General features: G+C 54.2%; 16 protein-coding genes and 1 tRNA gene. 9 read left to right on the top strand and 8 right to left on the bottom strand.

The window, feature by feature from the left end:
* Position 1 precedes the first annotated feature (1 nt).
* Together K1V27_RS12765 and K1V27_RS12760 are read right to left on the bottom strand one after the other, a co-directional pair.
* Positions 2-1,756, bottom strand: a complete 1,755-nt coding sequence (locus K1V27_RS12765; RefSeq protein ID WP_258930385.1) for a YcaO-like family protein — start codon at positions 1,754-1,756, stop codon at positions 2-4.
* Positions 1,757-1,803: 47 nt separating this feature from the next.
* Positions 1,804-2,694: a ribonuclease D gene (locus K1V27_RS12760; RefSeq protein WP_258930384.1), complete on the bottom strand. Its 891-nt coding sequence runs from the start codon at positions 2,692-2,694 to the stop codon at positions 1,804-1,806.
* 105 nt (positions 2,695-2,799) lie between these two features.
* Here K1V27_RS12760 and K1V27_RS12755 point away from each other — a divergent pair, with 105 nt between their 5' ends.
* Positions 2,800-3,552 carry a Smr/MutS family protein gene (locus K1V27_RS12755; RefSeq protein ID WP_258930383.1) on the top strand — a complete coding sequence of 251 codons (753 nt, stop codon included), beginning with the start codon at positions 2,800-2,802 and terminating at the stop codon, positions 3,550-3,552.
* Positions 3,553-3,673: 121 nt separating this feature from the next.
* Here the strand turns inward: K1V27_RS12755 and K1V27_RS12750 are convergent, their stop codons facing one another.
* The 6 genes from K1V27_RS12750 to K1V27_RS12725 all read right to left on the bottom strand — a co-directional run bounded on the left by K1V27_RS12750 (position 3,674) and on the right by K1V27_RS12725 (position 9,137).
* The gene (locus K1V27_RS12750) at positions 3,674-4,135 is read right to left on the bottom strand and encodes a ferritin-like domain-containing protein (protein ID WP_258930382.1); all 462 of its coding nucleotides are present in this window, start codon (positions 4,133-4,135) and stop codon (positions 3,674-3,676) included.
* Between the two features lie 64 nt (positions 4,136-4,199).
* A complete protein-coding gene (gene ade / locus K1V27_RS12745) occupies positions 4,200-5,939 on the bottom strand; it encodes an adenine deaminase (RefSeq protein ID WP_258930381.1) in 1,740 nt (579 codons plus the stop codon).
* A 17-nt stretch (positions 5,940-5,956) separates the two neighbouring features.
* Positions 5,957-6,454, bottom strand: coding sequence for a bifunctional nuclease family protein (locus tag K1V27_RS12740; protein WP_258930380.1), 498 nt, complete (start codon positions 6,452-6,454; stop codon positions 5,957-5,959).
* Positions 6,455-6,574: 120 nt separating this feature from the next.
* On the bottom strand, positions 6,575-7,942 hold the full coding sequence (gene miaB, locus K1V27_RS12735) for a tRNA (N6-isopentenyl adenosine(37)-C2)-methylthiotransferase MiaB (RefSeq protein ID WP_258930379.1): 1,368 nt from the start codon (positions 7,940-7,942) through the stop codon (positions 6,575-6,577).
* Positions 7,943-7,950: 8 nt separating this feature from the next.
* Positions 7,951-8,718, bottom strand: coding sequence for a cyclic nucleotide-binding domain-containing protein (locus K1V27_RS12730; protein WP_258930378.1), 768 nt, complete (start codon positions 8,716-8,718; stop codon positions 7,951-7,953).
* 170 nt (positions 8,719-8,888) lie between these two features.
* Positions 8,889-9,137, bottom strand: coding sequence for a DUF4911 domain-containing protein (locus tag K1V27_RS12725; protein ID WP_258930377.1), 249 nt, complete (start codon positions 9,135-9,137; stop codon positions 8,889-8,891).
* A gap of 169 nt (positions 9,138-9,306) precedes the next feature.
* Between K1V27_RS12725 and K1V27_RS12720 the strand changes: the two genes are divergently transcribed.
* From K1V27_RS12720 to pheS, 8 genes are all read left to right on the top strand, one after another.
* A complete protein-coding gene (locus K1V27_RS12720; RefSeq protein WP_258930376.1) occupies positions 9,307-10,605 on the top strand; it encodes a hypothetical protein in 1,299 nt (432 codons plus the stop codon).
* A gap of 24 nt (positions 10,606-10,629) precedes the next feature.
* Positions 10,630-11,196: a CDP-alcohol phosphatidyltransferase family protein gene (locus K1V27_RS12715; RefSeq protein ID WP_258930375.1), complete on the top strand. Its 567-nt coding sequence runs from the start codon at positions 10,630-10,632 to the stop codon at positions 11,194-11,196.
* Positions 11,197-11,294: 98 nt separating this feature from the next.
* Positions 11,295-11,369: transfer RNA gene (locus K1V27_RS12710), tRNA-Val, on the top strand.
* Positions 11,370-11,854: 485 nt separating this feature from the next.
* Complete coding sequence (thrS, locus tag K1V27_RS12705; protein ID WP_258930374.1) at positions 11,855-13,795, top strand: threonine--tRNA ligase; 1,941 nt, start codon at positions 11,855-11,857, stop codon at positions 13,793-13,795.
* 121 nt (positions 13,796-13,916) lie between these two features.
* On the top strand, positions 13,917-14,426 hold the full coding sequence (gene infC / locus K1V27_RS12700; RefSeq protein WP_258930433.1) for a translation initiation factor IF-3: 510 nt from the start codon (positions 13,917-13,919) through the stop codon (positions 14,424-14,426).
* A 299-nt stretch (positions 14,427-14,725) separates the two neighbouring features.
* Entirely contained in the window at positions 14,726-14,923 is a 198-nt protein-coding gene (gene rpmI / locus K1V27_RS12695; protein WP_258930373.1) for a 50S ribosomal protein L35, read from the top strand.
* Positions 14,924-14,962: 39 nt separating this feature from the next.
* Positions 14,963-15,316, top strand: a complete 354-nt coding sequence (gene rplT / locus K1V27_RS12690) for a 50S ribosomal protein L20 (protein WP_258930372.1) — start codon at positions 14,963-14,965, stop codon at positions 15,314-15,316.
* A 7-nt stretch (positions 15,317-15,323) separates the two neighbouring features.
* Complete coding sequence (pheS, locus tag K1V27_RS12685; RefSeq protein WP_258930371.1) at positions 15,324-16,334, top strand: phenylalanine--tRNA ligase subunit alpha; 1,011 nt, start codon at positions 15,324-15,326, stop codon at positions 16,332-16,334.
* The last annotated feature ends 113 nt before the right edge of the window (positions 16,335-16,447 follow it).

Genomic DNA, 16,447 nt, shown 5'->3' with positions numbered 1-16,447 from the left:
GTCAAGTCTGTGAGTCTTTCTGTCGAGCCGGTTCAGCTTCCAGTTTTTTTATGTTATCCCTCGCAAATTCAATATCTGGATCGAGCTCGAGGGCCATACGATAGCACTTTATGGCCTCTTCTTTGTGGCCGAGTTCCCTCAGGTTGGAGCCGATATTGGCATAGTCGATGGCGGAGCCGGGATCAATCTCAATGGCTCTCTCAAACGCCGCGATGGCCTCCTCGTGCCTCTTGAGCTTGAACAGGCAGTAGCCTCTCAGATTGTAGATTTCTTTCAACTCGTTGTTGTGCTGTTCGGCAGCCTGGAGGTCCTCCAGGGCCGCTTCAAATGCTTCCATCTCCTTGCGGCACGACGCCATGTGCACGTGAATACTGGCAATCTCTCGCGGGGCGGGCTGCTGCTCCAGGGCCCTCTGAAACAGGGAAAGAGCCGCCTCGCACTGTCCTTCCAGTTCCAGGCTGTGGGCCAGGAAAAAAGTGAGATCGTAGCGCGGGCCGAACCGTTTGAGCAGTTCTTGCAAGTGAGGCAAGGCCCGAGCGGCGGGCAGAGTGCGCAACAGGGTTCGTGCAGCATGTTGGGGGAAATCGGTGTCGCGGGTGTGATCCAGAAAGTGCGCACCGGGTATGATGGTATAAACCGATGGAATGCCCAGCTCGGGGTGGGTGACGTTGATCACCAGGACTTCCAGACCGATTCCTTGCAACGCTTGTACGGAGCGCTCGATTTCGATCCGCAGATTATCGTCTTCCAGGTTTGGAAGGCTGCAGATGGCCACCGGTTCACTGTGGTTCTCCATCAAATAGGCGGCTTCTTCCAGGCTTGCATATTTGGGCAGGGTGGGGCGGTACGACGTGCGGCTCTCAAAGTCGCCGGCCAGCTGGGCTATCTCCGTCAGTGCCCGACAAAGAGACTTTTCCGGGTTGGACGTCGTGCCCGTCGTGAAGACTATTTCGCTCTTAAGCGGAAAAGTTGCAGGGTCATAAGCGAGCGCTCCAACCGATGGAATGCCCGTATCCAGGGAGAAATCGCGCAAAAAGAGCCGGATACCGTTACGTCGGAATTTATCCACCAGTTCCACCGCTGCCGGATCCTTCAATGATTCCAGATCAATCATGGGAGTGGAACGACCCTCATGGCTGATAATGGACCCCACGTGCCTTTCCACGACCTCGCAAAGGCTTTGCAGTACGGCTTCTTCGAGGGTATTGCCGGCTGCCGGACCATTGTATTCGTTGATGAGGTAAAACCAATCGAGGGGGACCAGTTGATCGGTGCCATGCGTCAAGTTATGGGCAACCGCCCAGCGCAGCGGCACATCCTGCAACAATCGCCGGGCAGCGTCGGTCGAAGTGCTGTCGTCATGCACCGACTGCAGAAACATCGCCACCGGGATTGCCTCATCGGCAACATCCCGGTAGCGCAACAGCGGGAATTCAGTTCGCTGAATAAAGGAGAAAAAACTGTAACGTTCAACCAGTTCCATCACCGCGCTGGCTTCGGATTGTACAGGCGTTGCCCCTTTGCCCATTTGTTTCTTGGTTCCGGTAAAGCGGGTGGCGTCTTCTCCGCAAAGGCTGATGTAAACAGGAATATCAAGCCTGCCGGTATCAATGCGCATAGTCTTGCCGAGAATCTTCATATCCATTTGCCCCAGCCGCTCCTTCACCCAGTGAACGGTTTCCTCGGGCCGCCTGGCTTTATCCTGATCATAACGATACGATTTATAACAATCTCTTATAACAATCTCGGAATTCATTCTTGCTCCCCGTCGCACTCAAGTAGAAAGCGCGCTCACACCGGCGGCTAAATCTTTGCTTCGGCTTCCTGGAAGTACTCTTTATGCTTCTCGATCAACCGGATCAAACTTTGTGCCTTTTGGCCCTTTCGATAGTTGCGCGGCAACCCTTTGGTTTGACAGAAGTCCTTGAGACTGTGAGGTCGCGTTCGCGCCAATCTCACCAGGGTCTCATTGGAGAGGATGCGAAAGGGGGCTCGATCGCGTTTTTGGGCTTCGTTCTCACGATACACATAAAGCGCCCTGAGAATGCGCCGGCCGGTGGAATCCAGCGATTTTGCTCCTTTGAGGTTAATGAAACTGTCCGGATGAAAAGGCTTTTCCTGTGCCTGTTGTTCGCACTGCCGGTCGAAGGCTTCCTTGGCCTGCGTCCATAAACCTTGAACATCCAGCTCGGCGGCCAGTTTATGGCGCAGTGGGATGAGGTAATGCGTATCAAGCCTGGCGTAATCGATCTGTTCGTGGCGGAGGGGGCGTCGACCCCAATCACAGCGCTGCCATTTCTTATTGAGTTGTACGCCGAAATGCTCCCGCAGAACGCTGGCGAGCCCCAGTTGCCTGAATCCCAGTAGTTTGCAGGCTATTGCAGTGTCAAAAAGGTTGTGGATATGGAAATCAAAATCACGTCTCAACCCGAGGATATCATTGGACGCGGCGTGCAATATTTTTTCGATTGCCGGGTTGGCAAGAAGTTCTCCGAATGGCTCCAGATTATCCAGGAGCAGCGGATCGATGATGTAATCATCGGTGGCGGTGGAGACCTGGATCAGACAAACTTTTTCGAAGTAGGCGTAAAAACTGTTCGATTCGGTGTCGATGGCGATGTGTCCGGTACGCTGCAGCTCCTTTGAAATGTTCTGCAGTTCCGCCGGATCACGGATATATGTTATGGGTTTCATCAGAGGGTTTCCCGGGCTCCTGACTTGTGATATCAGTAGATGTAGCCTGATAGAGAATTCAGCATTTACCAGCCGAGCAGCTCCTCCAGCGATTGAGGCGTCACAATGCCGGGCAAGAAAAAAAAACCAGCACATTCCAAACATCGGCCGCCGAAAAAGAACCGCTCTTTGCAGGGTTTCTATACCCCCTTTGAACAGTTAGATCAACACCTGGCGAGAAAATCAGCGCTGCTCGCTTCGGTAGCGCACCCGGGAGGAAGCAGTAAAACCGTGCAGCCAATTTCCAGCGAGGAAGCGATCTTTCATGAGGCCATGTCTGATGTGGTTCCACTGGCCAAGCTGTACCGTGAGAAGGTGCCGGCTGGTCGCCCGGCAAAGATTCCTCCGCGGTTCTTGATGCAGGAGGAGTTGGAAGTGTATGGGCATTTGGTCGATTTAATAACGGGGGAAGGCCAATTCGAGCTGACCTATTCGGATGAATACATCGATGGTGCGGTGGTCGGGCTCTCCCCGGAAATTCTCAGGAAGCTTCGCAACGGTGACTTCAGTTATCAAGGCTGCCTGGATCTTCATGGGTTCAATCGTGACCAGGCGCGTGAACTGGTGACCGACTATCTGTTTGCGAGTTTTTCATGCAAGCGGCGTTGTGTTCTGATCGTCTCCGGCCGCGGCCTCAATTCCAAAGACAAGGAGCCCGTTCTCAAGCACAACCTGGTGACCTGGCTCACCCGCGCTCCTCTCAAGCCTCTAGTGCTCGCCTTCGCCTCGGCGCGCTCCTGGGACGGCGGTGCCGGCGCATTCTACGTGCTCCTGCGGCGCAACAAGGGCAAGGCTCCATTGGTGTGTCCGGCGCGCTAGGAAAAAACCGGCAGGCTGGCGAGCATGGCCTGCGGGCTGGCTCAGGTCGAGGACTTGAGCCAGCCCGAACCCGGCCGGATCCGCTGTTGTCAAATATTTTCCTTCGGCCAGGCCGGCCGAATTAATCCCATGTGAGTATCTCTTCATCATAAACGGTTTCTATCTTCCGCTTATGTTTCATTTCTTCCTGTGCCAGCATTTCAAACAACTTGGCGGTTTTCTCCTGCATGCACTTATTTTTCCATGCATTGTAAAACTCGTAGGCTTTTTCCTCTTTTTTCATTGCCAGCGTCAATGCTTCCTGGTAGGTGATGTCTTCTTTGAACTGGACTTCAACCAGATAATCGCTGATGCGCAGGTCTTCCACCTTCTCCAGTTTCAAGCTGTCTAACCCCGAAGGGTCCAGATCCTGCAACAGCTTCTTATGTCTTTGCTCTTCCTCTGCCATTTCCTCAAAGAATTTCTTGATTCCCGGATTTTTTGCTCTATCGGCGCATTTCTGATAGAAATCCATTGCCTTCTCTTCTTTTTCAATGGCGAATTGGACGACATCGTTCATTGAACTGCATGAAACCGTAGACATAAGTTCCTCCTGTAAAAGGTTGATGTAAGATTGGGTTGGTTCAGGGGTGCGGATACCCGAACACTCAAGAATTGTCCGCCGATTCAAACAAGGGTACCAGTGAGAACGAGGACACATCCACGAGGCCCAAATCAGTCAGTTTGAGCTCCGGAATGACCGGCAGGGCCAAAAAGGATAGAGCCATAAAAGGGTTGTCCAGGGGAGACCCCCAGGCTCTGGCCTTAGCCTTAAGACTTTCCAGTTTTTGCACGACCGCAATAAGGGGCTTGTCGGACATGAGTCCGGCAATGGGAAGGGGTAACACTTCGACGTCGCCATGTTCGCTGCCGACCGCCATGCCGCCTCCATTTTTTCGAACCGCTTCGGCAACGGTTACAATCGCTGCATCGCTGGTTCCCACCGCGATGAGGTTGTGGGAATCGTGCGCCACGGTTGTAGCGATGGCACCCTTTTTCAGACCGATCCCCTGGACAAAGGCAACGGAAGGGCGCTGGTCCGGCAGGTAGCGATTATACACCACCAGTTTCAACAGGTCGCGGTCCACATCGGCCGTGACCCCGTCCGTCGAGGTGGCCGGGGCTGCCAAAGTCTTGCCCGTGAGCAGGGTTCCTTCCCGCACCTGAATCACCCGCAGCATTCCATCTTGCCTGGGTACAAAGATCGCCTCCTCGGCCATTCTTTTCAACTTCATCGGGCTGGCCGGCAGCCGGGGTGCCTGCCAAGAGGCCGGATCGAGTGTCAGCTTGCCGTCCTGCGCCACTTCCGTACCGTTTTTGAATACCCGAAGCGGATTCCAGGGAGCCAGGCTCGGGCTGAGACTGAAGTCGGCTCTGTAGCCGGGAGCCAGAGCGCCTCGCCGTCTCAGCCCAAAGTGATGAGCGGGAGTCCAGGTGGCCAGTGTGAGTGCCCTGATCGGATCCATGCCCAGCCCCATGGCGCGGTTGACAATGTGGTTCATGTGTCCCCGTCGCAGCAGGTCGTCGGGATGGCAATCATCACTGACCAACATGCAATGCGGCCAGCTTCGATCGTCCACCACCGGCATTAGAGTTGCCAGGTCCCTGGATTGGCTCCCCTCGCGCAGCATGATAGTCATGCCCTTGGAGAGTTTTTCGCGGGCTTCCAACAGGGTCGTGCACTCGTGGTCGGACGCGATCCCCGTGCCGATGTAAGCATTCAATGCCAGCCCGTCCAGCTGGGGTGAATGGCCATCCACAACCCCCTCTTGAAAAAGCACTAGTTTATCCAAAACCTGCGGGATTCCCGCGAGCACACCCGGAAAATTCATCATTTCGGCCAGCCCCAGCAGCCTGGGATGAGGCAGGAGAGAATAGAGGTCACTGCCGCTCAGATGCGCTCCCGAGGTTTCCAGCGGGGTTGCCGGCACGCAACTGGGTAGATTGAAATAGAAGTCGAGGGGGAGCTGCTCCGTCGCACTAAGAAAAAAGAGAATTCCCTCTCGTCCCAAGACATTGGCAATTTCGTGCGGGTCCGCTACCACTGCGGTCGTTCCACAGGGAAGGACGGCGGCGCAAAACTGTGAAGGACTCAAGAGGGTGCTTTCAATGTGAATATGTCCATCAATAAATCCCGGGCAGACATACATTCCGTCAGCTTCTATGGTCCGCTGGGCCGGGTAGCGGCCCCAGCCGGCAATCAGTCCGTCCTGCACGGCCAGGTCGACCTTCTCGATTTGTCCGGACAACACATTGACCAATTGGCAGCCGCGCAGGCACAAATCTACCGGCCGCTTTCCCTGAGCAGCCTCAATGAATCTTGCCAGACTCTGAGTGTCCCATTTCATGTCGGAATGCCCGCTCCTCACATCTTGTATTTGCTGAAATCTTCCGGGTCCAGCTGTTCAAGAATTTCAGCCCACTTTTCTTTGTTTTCCTTATCCAAAATCGGTCGCGGCGTGGCATCGTTCTTCTGCGACTTGGTCAGAACTTCTTCTTTGACATAGATGGGAGCGTTGGTACGCAGAGCGATGGCAATCGCGTCGCTTGGCCGGGCATCGATGGGGCTGACTTGATCGTTGTTCTTGAGGTAGATGAGGGCAAAATAAGTGTTGTTCCTCAAATCGCACACTTCTATCCGTTCGACTTGCACATTGAGGTGATCAAAACAGTTCTTGAGCAGATCATGGGTCATGGGACGAGGAAATTGAATTTTTTCCAATTCAGTGGCGATGGATGTGGCTTCCAGCAGACCGATCCAAATGGGGAGCGAGGTTTCGTCCCGGAGGTCCTTGAGGATCAAAATCGGAGTGTTAGTCTGGGGGTCCATGACCAGTCCGGACACTTTCATTTCTCTAAACATGGCGCCTCCTTCGCAACCACTCCAGCCCACCTGTCTGGTACTGAGAGCTGGTCCGCTGGACCAGTTTTCTAAAGCCGGTATGTCCTGCCGTCTGAAATGCTTCGCCGACTGATTGTCGAATCAGCTCCCTTTGCTCAGCAACTCACCCTTAAGGGAATGAGAAAATGCGGCAGTGATTTTGGTCCGCACTATTTTCCCAAGCAAATGCCGCGGGCCGGTGAAGTTCACGATCCGGTTCTGCTGAGTTCGGCCGGTTATCTGCCCTTCACCGTTCCTGCTGGGACCTTCCACCAAAACTTCTCGGACGGAGCCGACCTCCGCCTGGTTCTTGTTTAGAGTTATGGTCGCCTGCAGACTCTGCAGTTCAGTCAGGCGCCGTGCTTTGACTTCCCTGCTCACTTTGTCGGGAAAATGGGAAGACGCGGCATATGGGCGGTCTGAATAAGCAAATGAAAACAGATTGTCAAATTGAATGTCATTGAGGAGCCGCATGGTCTCATCAAAGTCTTCTTCGGTCTCTCCCGGAAAACCAACCATGACATCTGATGACAAACCCATTTCAGGGCAGCACTGCCGCAACCTGTCAATGCGCTCACGGTAACGGTCCGCCGAGTAACCCCGGTTCATCCTCTGCAGGATGCGATCAGACCCGGCCTGCACGGGCAAATGCAGGTATTTGCACAGGATCGGCAGTTGCGCCAAACAGGCTACCAGTGCGTCGCTCAAATCCTTGGGATGGGAGGTGGTGAAACGCACTCTGTCGATGTCGGTTTCGCTCCCAATGCGATGCAATAAATCTACAAAAGAGGTCTTTTCCGCCAGACCCTTACCGTAAGAATTCACATTTTGTCCCAGCAGCAAAATCTCCCGCGCTCCGCCCGCAGCCAACAACTGAATTTCCCTGATGATCTCGTTGGGCCGACGGCTCCTCTCGCGGCCTCTGACGTGAGGGACAATGCAGTAGGTGCAAAAGTTGTTGCATCCCTGCATGATCGTCACCGGGGCCACAATTTCGCTTTGTATGGAGGGCAGCTGCTGAAAGAGAGCGCGCCAGTTTTCATCCTCCTGACGGTCGGGCAGGTGCGTGATCCGGCAATGGTCGTCTTGAACCTGTTCCAGCAGCTCCCCGACGGAATCAATACCGCCTGTTCCCAGCACTACATCCACGTAGTCGAATCGTTCCAGCAGCTTTTTGCCAAGTTGCTGGGCCACGCATCCCGCGACGATGATCCTGACTTGCGGGTTGCGTGCCTTAACTCGCCGCAGCCGTCCCAAAAAGGAATGGACTTTCTGTTCGGCCTTTTCGCGAACAGAACAGGTATTGAGAAAGATCACATCGGCCGCATGCAAATCCGATGTAGGCAGGTACCCCCGCCGGCTCAACATTCTCTGAACGCGGAGCGAATCATATTCGTTCATTTGACAGCCAAATGTCTGAACGAACAGGTAACGGGCAGGATCAGCGGTTTTCAAAAAAGGCTGTTGCATCGCCTCTGCTAGATATCTTTCTCAGTCAATCGGACATTCATCTCTATCAAACGCGATATCAGCGTGCGCATCATCTGGACGGCAATTTCCGGATAATCCCTTATGATCGATTCGACGCTCTCCAGATCGTATCTTTCCACAACGCTCTCCCCCATGCTCGTTACCGTTGCCTGGCGCGGCAAATGCAAAAGCCCCGCTATCTCCCCGAAAAACTCTCCGGGTGTGACGATGGGGGGAAGTTCTTCGTTTCTGATGCTAACCCTTAAACCACCCTGAGTCGAGACCAATCTGTAAAACTCCCGACTCCTGGTGCCCTCTTCGATAATCACCTCGCCATCCTGGAAAAACCTGACATCGACCTCCTCGATGGAAAACGAATCGGACGACCACACCGAGTCGCGCGTGACTCTTGCCAGCTGCCGCAGAATCGAAGCGAGGATGTTGCGGGTCATGCGTGGGTTGCGACGAATGAAGTGATCCAGTGCCTCCGGGCCATAGGCTGCAATTCTAGATTCGCTCAGGGCTGTAGCCGTGTAAAAACAGGAATGCTTGAGCACTATGTTTTCCAGACCAAAAATGTCCTGATCCGCGAGGTTCAAAATCGCCTTCCCTTTAGTGCTGAGGCGCACCTGACCATTCAGGACCACAAAGAAACAGAGCGGTTCATCACCCTCTGATACAATCTCCTTGCCCGCCGGGTAAGTGCGGATTTGCAGAGCCTGCAGCCGATGATGACTCCGCTCTCTGTCGCTGGATTTTTTGAGAGTCTCATCCATTCGAGTCTTCCTGCTGTGGTAGTTTCGATTGTCCTGATACTGGACGGGTTTATGGCAAGTTCGGCTCGGGAAATACAGCGCTTTGTTCATTTCTGGGTGATTCCGGAGCATGCCTGAATCGTGCTGAACGCTACCTTCTTAGCCAATTCCCGGGAGCATTGCAAGGCAAATTAGACCGGGTGGACAGATGCACGTCGGACGTTAACCGGCTTCACATCGAGCCCCGAATTCTCCGCCGTCAAAATCTGCTCCAATTCGTCTTCACATCCCGGAGCGATACTTATCTGGACGATTCCGGATTCCCTATTGAGCGTGGTGACCACAGCCAAACCGTCGTACCCCTCCAGGATAAAACGCAGGAGGTAAATGTCCCTGGGACGAACAAGGTAATGTTTGATCGTGCACTCGAGGGCTATCATAAGTGCCTCTTTCTCCTTTTGTTTCAATCGAGACTATGATACCAAATAGTACTCCTGAAACAAAGAATCATTCCAGAAAACATCGGCACTCCTTGAATGCCCGATGTGGTCGAGGCGGCGGGCGGTCAGGGGCGCAGTTGCCGAGTTCGGTGGGAGGAGAACAGAAGCGATGCTCAGATTCAACATAGGGAAGAATTTGCTGCTCAAACTTGTACTACTGGTTGCCGTTGGGATTTTGCCATTACCCGCAGCGGCGGCTGAAACCGGCGGCTTCTTCAGTCAGGGTCAGGCGGTGTATGACGCGCAGGATCTTGCCAAGAGCCAGCAGGAGGCGCTGCAAGACCTCATGGTGCAGGGAGTAACGCAGGCTTTGGCATCTCTTTTGAGCCCCTCCCAGATGGGTAGCCACTACCCTGCCATCCAGTCGAAAATCCTGAAGCAACCTGAACGTTATATCGAGTCGTACCAAGTTTTTTCGGAGAATCCTGCGGGGGGATTATATCGCATTACCGGCCAGGTGAATGTTGCCATGAGCGCACTCAAGCGTGACGTTGAGCAATTGGGGCTGACTGCTGCGCCGGTCTCCGAAGCGGCACCCGCTGCACCCGAACAAACCGTGCAGCCACAGGAAGCGGCCGCTCCCCGGGAGTCAGTTGCGCCCCCGCCTCCGCCCGAACCGTACCCCGTGCAGTCGGAAACCGGCCAGCCGATGCCGGCATCCGAGCAAAGGGTGCTGTGGGCGGTTGCGGAGAAATGGGACAGCAGCTGGATACTACCGGAAAGCAGTGGGGACTCCCGGTGTTTTTTTGTGTTGAGTGTGCTGCAGGAATCCCAGGATTATCCGTGGTTGTTGAACTTTCCCCAAGGGGGGTCGCTTGCGCTCGACACGTCCGGCCATGTGGCAAGGGCGCAACTGCTCGCGCTGGCCGGTTCGTCGGGTACCCAGAGCGCCATTTCCGGTACCGTTTCCGTCCGGCAGGATAGCGGGCAGGGACCGGCCGTGGAGGTGTTTTTGCAAGTCATCGATGTCACTTCCGGTCAATCCAAAGGAGAAATCCGCAAAGAAATGCCCATGGGCAATGCCACTTATCAGGAGGGTGCAATAAAAATGGCCTACCTGCTGGTTCCTCAATTGGATCGCCTGCTGCGCGCGGCCTCCTCGGCGGCTGTTCCTGCTCCTGCCACGATGATGACTCCGGGCGGTGTCTGGACCGTCCTCATTCGCGCCGATTACCCGTACTTCTATTGGGAGGAGTTGGAGCAAGTCCTGAGAGACCGATTCGCTTCGCTGCAGGTCAACAAACTGCAGGTAAGCCGGGATCTGGCTGAGGTGCAGGTGGAGGGACTTGGAACCGAGTTTTTCACCCTGTTGCAGGAGGGAATACTGCTGCGAGACGGCACGCGCATGCAACTGGGTTCCTATTCCCCCGAAAATCGGTCTGTGGAGCTGAGGCCTGTAAAATTCTAGCGGCTCGCCAGGATGATTGCATAGATGACCATTCCCAACGTTCTGACACTGATTCGCATCCTGCTCACCCCGGTGATCGTGTGGCTGTTGCTCGCCGGAAGGCTCGATTGTGCGCTGCTCGTCTTCTTCATCGCAGGACTGACCGATGGGCTGGACGGCTTGATCGCGCGCCTTTTTCACCAGAAAACCAAGCTTGGCGCCTATCTGGATCCATTAGCCGACAAACTCCTCCTGGTCAGTTCCTTCATATTGCTCGCATATCTAAACCTCGTGCCGATTTGGCTGGCAGTGATCATCGTGAGCCGAGACGTCATCATTTTGCTGGGCATGATGACGCTGCTGTTCCACAATGTCAGGGTGGAAATCAAGCCTTCCATTATAAGCAAACTCACCACACTGGTGCAGCTCATGACGGTACTGGCGGTGTTGGCTTCCTCGTATGTTTCTGGTCCGCGCTGGGCGTATCTGGTTTTGTTTTTTCTGACCGGCCTTTTTTCGGTAGCCAGCGGTATGCAATACATCGTCAAAGGATTCCAGTTGCTGGATGCCAAGCGCACCAACAACCAGCATGTGCCCCTCAGGGACGAGTAATTGGGACCATTCGGCAACGCTTTACGGGGCGGGCCTGGCGTCGTCATTTTACTTGACATGAATCGGCTACCTCGTTATAGACTCTTCGAAACTTTTGGAGGCACGTAGCTCAGGGGGAGAGCGCTACCTTGACGCGGTAGAAGTCGGCGGTTCGAAACCGCCCGTGCCTACCAGTTTTTGCTCGCTTCTCACGCGCCAGAGAACAATAGGACGGGGGCAAATACCGATTAAATATTAAGATGGGCGCCTTGTTGGCTTACTCGAATGCGCAATATGTCGGGGGGAAAGGGTTTCTGGGGCAGACTTCGGTGCCGGGCTAATCTGAGGAGGCATTCTCCCTCTTTACGAGGAAGAGTGCCTTTTTTATCTTTTCCCCTCTTGTGCTTTGAAACGGCACCCCATATTATTTATGGGGTTATCACCCATAAATTCTGCGTACTACCGTTTTACATCATGTCCGGGGATGTGTGGGTACCTCTTGAACATAACACGCGGTGTACGGTTTCCCCTTTCGCGAACGTGACGAAGGCGACAGATACCCGGTTTAAAGTGTGACTAATCAAGGAAGCATGCGTTCGTGCGAGTTGCTCGCGTGCGCTGCGGAATACAAGGATGCGGAGCGCAGGCTGAAGAGTCTGCCGACCTGATGGGATGCAGCATGAGTTCAGATAATATCGAGGTGACGTTTGAAGATGGGGGGAAAGAGGTTCTTCCCAAAGGAATTTCAGTGGTTGAGGCTTTGCGGACGACGGGCCGATCAGCCAATGGCTGGGTTGCGTCTCGAGTGAATGGAAAGCTGACCGATCTTTCCCGGACAATAGAAGAGGATGCAAGGATTGAGGCGATTACCGCGGATACGGAGGCAGGGCTCGACGTTTTGCGTCACAGCGCTTCCCATATAATGGCGCAGGCAGTCAAAGAACTGTTTCCGGATGCAAAGATTGCCATTGGCCCCGCCATAGAGAATGGCTTCTATTATGATTTTGATGTTGAGCGGCCTTTTACCCACGAGGATCTTGAGAGAATAGAGCAAAAGATGGCGGAAATCATTGCCGCTCGCTTGCAGTTCAAACGCAGGGAAATGCCGCGGGATGAAGCCGTTCGTTTGTTTCGGGAGCAAGGCGAACAATATAAAGTGGAACTCTTGGAAGAACTCGAGGACGCTTCGGTTTCACTCTATCAACAGGGTGATTTCCTAGACCTTTGCCGCGGGCCTCATATACCCCATACGGGTTATGTCAAGGCGCACAAGCTGATCAGCCTGGCGGGAGCGTATTGGCGCGGCGACGAGCGCAACCCCATGTTGCAGAGAATTTACGGGACGGCCTTCCCCGATCGGGCAGCGTTGAAGCGCTACCTGCACTTTTTGGAGGAGGCCCAAAAGCGGGATCATCGCCGTCTTGGCAGGGAGCTGGACCTGTTCAGCTTCAGTGATGAAGTGGGTGCGGGCATGGTGATCTATCATCCCAAGGGGGCCGTGTTGCGCCACATCCTGGAGACCTTCGAAAAGCGCGAGCACCTGCGCCGTGGCTATCAATTGGTCATCGGGCCGACGTTACTGAAGACGGAACTGTGGAAACGTTCAGGGCATTTCGACCATTACCGCGAGAACATGTACTTTACTGAAATTGAAGATCAATCATATGGTATAAAGCCGATGAACTGCCTGGCACATATGCTCATCTACAAGTCGAAGATCCGCAGTTATCGGGATTTGCCGCTGCGCCTTTTCGAGTTGGGCACGGTGCACCGCCACGAAAAGTCGGGTGTTCTACACGGGCTTTTGCGAGTGAGGCAATTCACTCAGGATGATGCCCACATACTCTGCATGCCGCAGCAGCTCCATGCTGAAATCCAGAGCATCATCGATTTTGTGATCGAGGTGATGGGGATATTCGGGTTTTCCTATGAAATGGAAATAAGCACCCGCCCCGCAAAGTCCATTGGTACCGATGAGGATTGGGAGAGGGCGACGGGCGCCCTGGTGAGCGCCTTGCAGGACAAGGGTATTGCTTACAGTGTGTGCGAGGGAGAGGGGGCCTTCTATGGTCCCAAAATTGACGTTAAACTCAAGGATGCCCTCGATCGACGCTGGCAGTGTGCCACCATACAATGTGATTTTACCCTGCCGGAGCGGTTTGACTTGACTTACATCGGGGCAGACGGGGAACGCCACCGCCCGGTTATGGTCCATCGGGTCATTCTTGGAGCCATCGAGCGTTTTCTTGGGGTTTTGATCGAACACTATGCCGGGGCATTCCCCTCATGGCTGGCGCCGGTTCAGGCGGTCGTGATGACGGTCACCGATGGGCAGCTGGAATTTGCCCGTAAGGTCCACCAGCAATTGAAAGACCTGGGTGTGCGGGCGGAGCTGGATGACCGCAGCGAAAAGCTGGGCTACAAGATACGCGAAGCACAGGTTCAGAAAGTGCCTTACATGCTGGTAATCGGCGATCGGGAGGTGGCGGCCGGTGGAGTCCGCCCCAGACTTCGCGATGGCAGCCAGCTCGATATGATGAGTGCCGAGCAGGTGGCGGCTCTGATTGAAAAGGAATGCCTCGATGCCACCAAAGGGCGTATCGGACTCGGGATAATCTAAACCCGGTTTTGCCAGGCTGGTGCTTGGATGAGCCTTGTATGCGATTGGCAAATGGTTGTTAAGATTAAAATGCAATGGATATTGACCCGACCCCTGCTGTTGAGGAAAGGAGGACACTGCTCTGGACAAGCAAGTTAACGTCAATGAAAGAATTCGTGCCCAGGAAGTAAGAGTGATTGGTCAAGATGGTTCTCAGCTTGGCATCGTGCCTTTGAAGAAAGCTCTCGATTTAGCTGCTGAAGAGCATTTGGACCTGGTTGAAGTGGCTCCTAACGCGAACCCGCCTGTCTGTAAAATCATGGATTACGGCAAGTTCAAATATCAACAGAGCAAGCGGTCGCAAGAAGCCAAGAAGAAGCAAACGGTCATTCAGGTTAAAGAAGTCAAGGTGCGGCCTAAGACCGACGAACATGATCTGCAGGTCAAAATTCGCCACATCAAACGTTTTTTGGCACAAAAAGACAAAGCGAAGGTGACGATCGTCTTTCGTGGCAGGGAAATTGCCTATACAGACCAGGGAGTGAAAATTTTGGAGCGGATCGAAGAGGAGCTCCGAGACGAGGCGGTCGTCGAGCAGCACGCCAAAATGGAAGGCCGGAACATGGTCATGATTCTGGCTCCAAAGTCGTAACGCCCGATTTCAAAAAAGACTTGACACACCTAATGAACCTCAATACATTGCTCGCTTCAGTTGTGCCTTGATGCCGGAAAATGAGCCGGGTGCCGGACGCATGCCGACTTTCTGCGTGGCTCTTTCGAGAAATAAGAAGTGCTCCGAACCAACCAATGCCACTTGACCGGCAGGGCATGATTGCTGCTCCGGGCAATCGGATCACCCAGAGCCTTGGCAGATTGGGACCGAAAAATCGAAGCGACTTGATTGATGGCAAGTTGCTCGTTATAAATGCAACGCTTATCCGGGAGGACGTAATGCCAAAACTGAAGACTAACCGAGGAGCGGCCAAACGCTTTAAACGCACCGGGACCGGCAAGTTTGTCTGCTTCAAGTCGAATAAAAGCCATATCCTCACGAAAAAAACGCGCAAACGTAAGCGGCGCCTGCGCCAGAGCGTGGTGGTTGACGCCGTCAATTTCAGATCGCTGGAGCGCATGATGCCATATCTATAGTCTTGGCTGAAGTGAGTATATCAAGGAGAGATTAAATCCATGCCTAGAGTCAGGAAAAGTGTGAAATCACGGCAGCGCCGTAAGAACATCCTCAACGCTGCCAAAGGGTATCGGGGTGGTCGAGGCAAACTACTCAGAACCGCGTCGGAGACGGTCGACCGTGCGCTCAAGTTCGCCTATCGAGATCGACGGGTACGCAAGCGAACTTTCCGCAGTCTTTGGATCATGCGCATCAATGCGGCGGCGCGCCAGCATGGCATGAGTTATTCGCGCTTTATGGCCGGCCTGAAGAAAGCGGATGTGGAATTGGATCGCAAGGTGCTGGCCGGTATCGCAGTAAACGACCCGGCTGCTTTCGCGAAACTCGCCAACATTGCCAGGCAGGCCGCATAAGATCAGTATGGAAGAATCGGTTCAAGAACTTTTGCGTGCTGCCCGCCGGGCGATCGTCGAGGCCCGTCGAGATGTGAAAGCGCTGGAGCAAATCCGCGTGCGTTATCTCGGCAGGAAGGGAGAACTGACGCAGCTTTTCAAGCAGCTGGCTGGAGCGTCTGAGAACGATCGGCCCAGATTCGGCAAGTTGTTGAACGAAGCCAAGCTGCAGCTGGAGAGTGGCATAGCGGCGGCGCTCGGCCAGGCCAAAAAGCAGGAGCACAGTGGCAAAGAGCAGTTTGATGTGACTGTCCCCGGGCGCAGCCCCGTGAGAGGACACCTGCACCCGATCACCCAGACCGCCCTCGAAATCAGCAGAATTTTCAACTGGCTGGGCTTCGAGACCGTTGAAGGGCCTGAAGTCGAGCTGGACTATTACAATTTTGAAGCCCTCAATATCCCCAGGGATCATCCGGCCAGAGATATGCAGGACACCTTTTATGTGTCTGAAGATGTGGTCCTGCGAACCCACACATCCCCTCTTCAGATTCGTACCATGGAAAAGCGTCGCCCGCCGATCCGCATCATTGCGCCGGGAAAAGCCTACCGCTGCGATTCCGACGTCACTCATACCCCCATGTTCCATCAGGTGGAAGGCCTGATGGTGGGAGAAAACATTTCTTTCGGAGACTTGAAGGGAATCCTTACCATATTTGTGCACCAGATGTTCGGGCCCGATGTGGGGCTGCGTTTCCGACCCAGTTTCTTTCCTTTCACAGAGCCGAGTGCCGAGGTGGACATACAGTGTGTGATGTGCGCCGGGCGGGGTTGCCGAGTGTGTTCCGACACCGGCTGGCTGGAAATCCTGGGTTCGGGAATGGTTGATCCTGAGGTGTATAAAATGGTTGGGTATGATCCTGAAGAAGTGACGGGTTTTGCCTTTGGTATGGGAATCGAGAGAATCGCGATGCTGAAGTTCGGTATTGATGACCTGAGGCTTTTCTTCGAGAATGACCTGCGCTTTTTGAGGCAATTTTAGGGGAAGCAGAATCGCGCCCACCGCGGGTCGTGCGGACTGCGGCACACGTCTTTCCCGTAACTTCAAGCAGCGCGTTGATTCCCATCCTCTTGGCGCGACCCCGGTAATCATGA

Source organism: Desulfoferrobacter suflitae (genome assembly GCF_022603395.1).
Classification (GTDB): Bacteria; Desulfobacterota; Syntrophobacteria; order Syntrophobacterales; family Syntrophobacteraceae; genus Desulfoferrobacter; species Desulfoferrobacter suflitae.
The sequence above is the reverse complement of the archived record's forward strand: the minus strand, read 5'-3'. Positions and strand labels throughout refer to the sequence as shown.

Excerpts from the sequence above, each read along its gene's own strand:
- K1V27_RS12765 (WP_258930385.1), bottom strand. The coding sequence starts at position 1,756 with ATGAATTCCGAGATTGTTATAAGAGATTGTTATAAATCGTATCGTTAT.
- K1V27_RS12760 (WP_258930384.1), bottom strand. The coding sequence starts at position 2,694 with ATGAAACCCATAACATATATCCGTGATCCGGCGGAACTGCAGAACATT.
- K1V27_RS12755 (WP_258930383.1), top strand. The coding sequence starts at position 2,800 with ATGCCGGGCAAGAAAAAAAAACCAGCACATTCCAAACATCGGCCGCCG.
- K1V27_RS12750 (WP_258930382.1), bottom strand. The coding sequence starts at position 4,135 with ATGTCTACGGTTTCATGCAGTTCAATGAACGATGTCGTCCAATTCGCC.
- ade (WP_258930381.1), bottom strand. The coding sequence starts at position 5,939 with ATGAAATGGGACACTCAGAGTCTGGCAAGATTCATTGAGGCTGCTCAG.
- K1V27_RS12740 (WP_258930380.1), bottom strand. The coding sequence starts at position 6,454 with ATGTTTAGAGAAATGAAAGTGTCCGGACTGGTCATGGACCCCCAGACT.
- miaB (WP_258930379.1), bottom strand. The coding sequence starts at position 7,942 with ATGCAACAGCCTTTTTTGAAAACCGCTGATCCTGCCCGTTACCTGTTC.
- K1V27_RS12730 (WP_258930378.1), bottom strand. The coding sequence starts at position 8,718 with ATGGATGAGACTCTCAAAAAATCCAGCGACAGAGAGCGGAGTCATCAT.
- K1V27_RS12725 (WP_258930377.1), bottom strand. The coding sequence starts at position 9,137 with ATGATAGCCCTCGAGTGCACGATCAAACATTACCTTGTTCGTCCCAGG.
- K1V27_RS12720 (WP_258930376.1), top strand. The coding sequence starts at position 9,307 with ATGCTCAGATTCAACATAGGGAAGAATTTGCTGCTCAAACTTGTACTA.
- K1V27_RS12715 (WP_258930375.1), top strand. The coding sequence starts at position 10,630 with ATGACCATTCCCAACGTTCTGACACTGATTCGCATCCTGCTCACCCCG.
- thrS (WP_258930374.1), top strand. The coding sequence starts at position 11,855 with ATGAGTTCAGATAATATCGAGGTGACGTTTGAAGATGGGGGGAAAGAG.
- rpmI (WP_258930373.1), top strand. The coding sequence starts at position 14,726 with ATGCCAAAACTGAAGACTAACCGAGGAGCGGCCAAACGCTTTAAACGC.
- rplT (WP_258930372.1), top strand. The coding sequence starts at position 14,963 with ATGCCTAGAGTCAGGAAAAGTGTGAAATCACGGCAGCGCCGTAAGAAC.
- pheS (WP_258930371.1), top strand. The coding sequence starts at position 15,324 with ATGGAAGAATCGGTTCAAGAACTTTTGCGTGCTGCCCGCCGGGCGATC.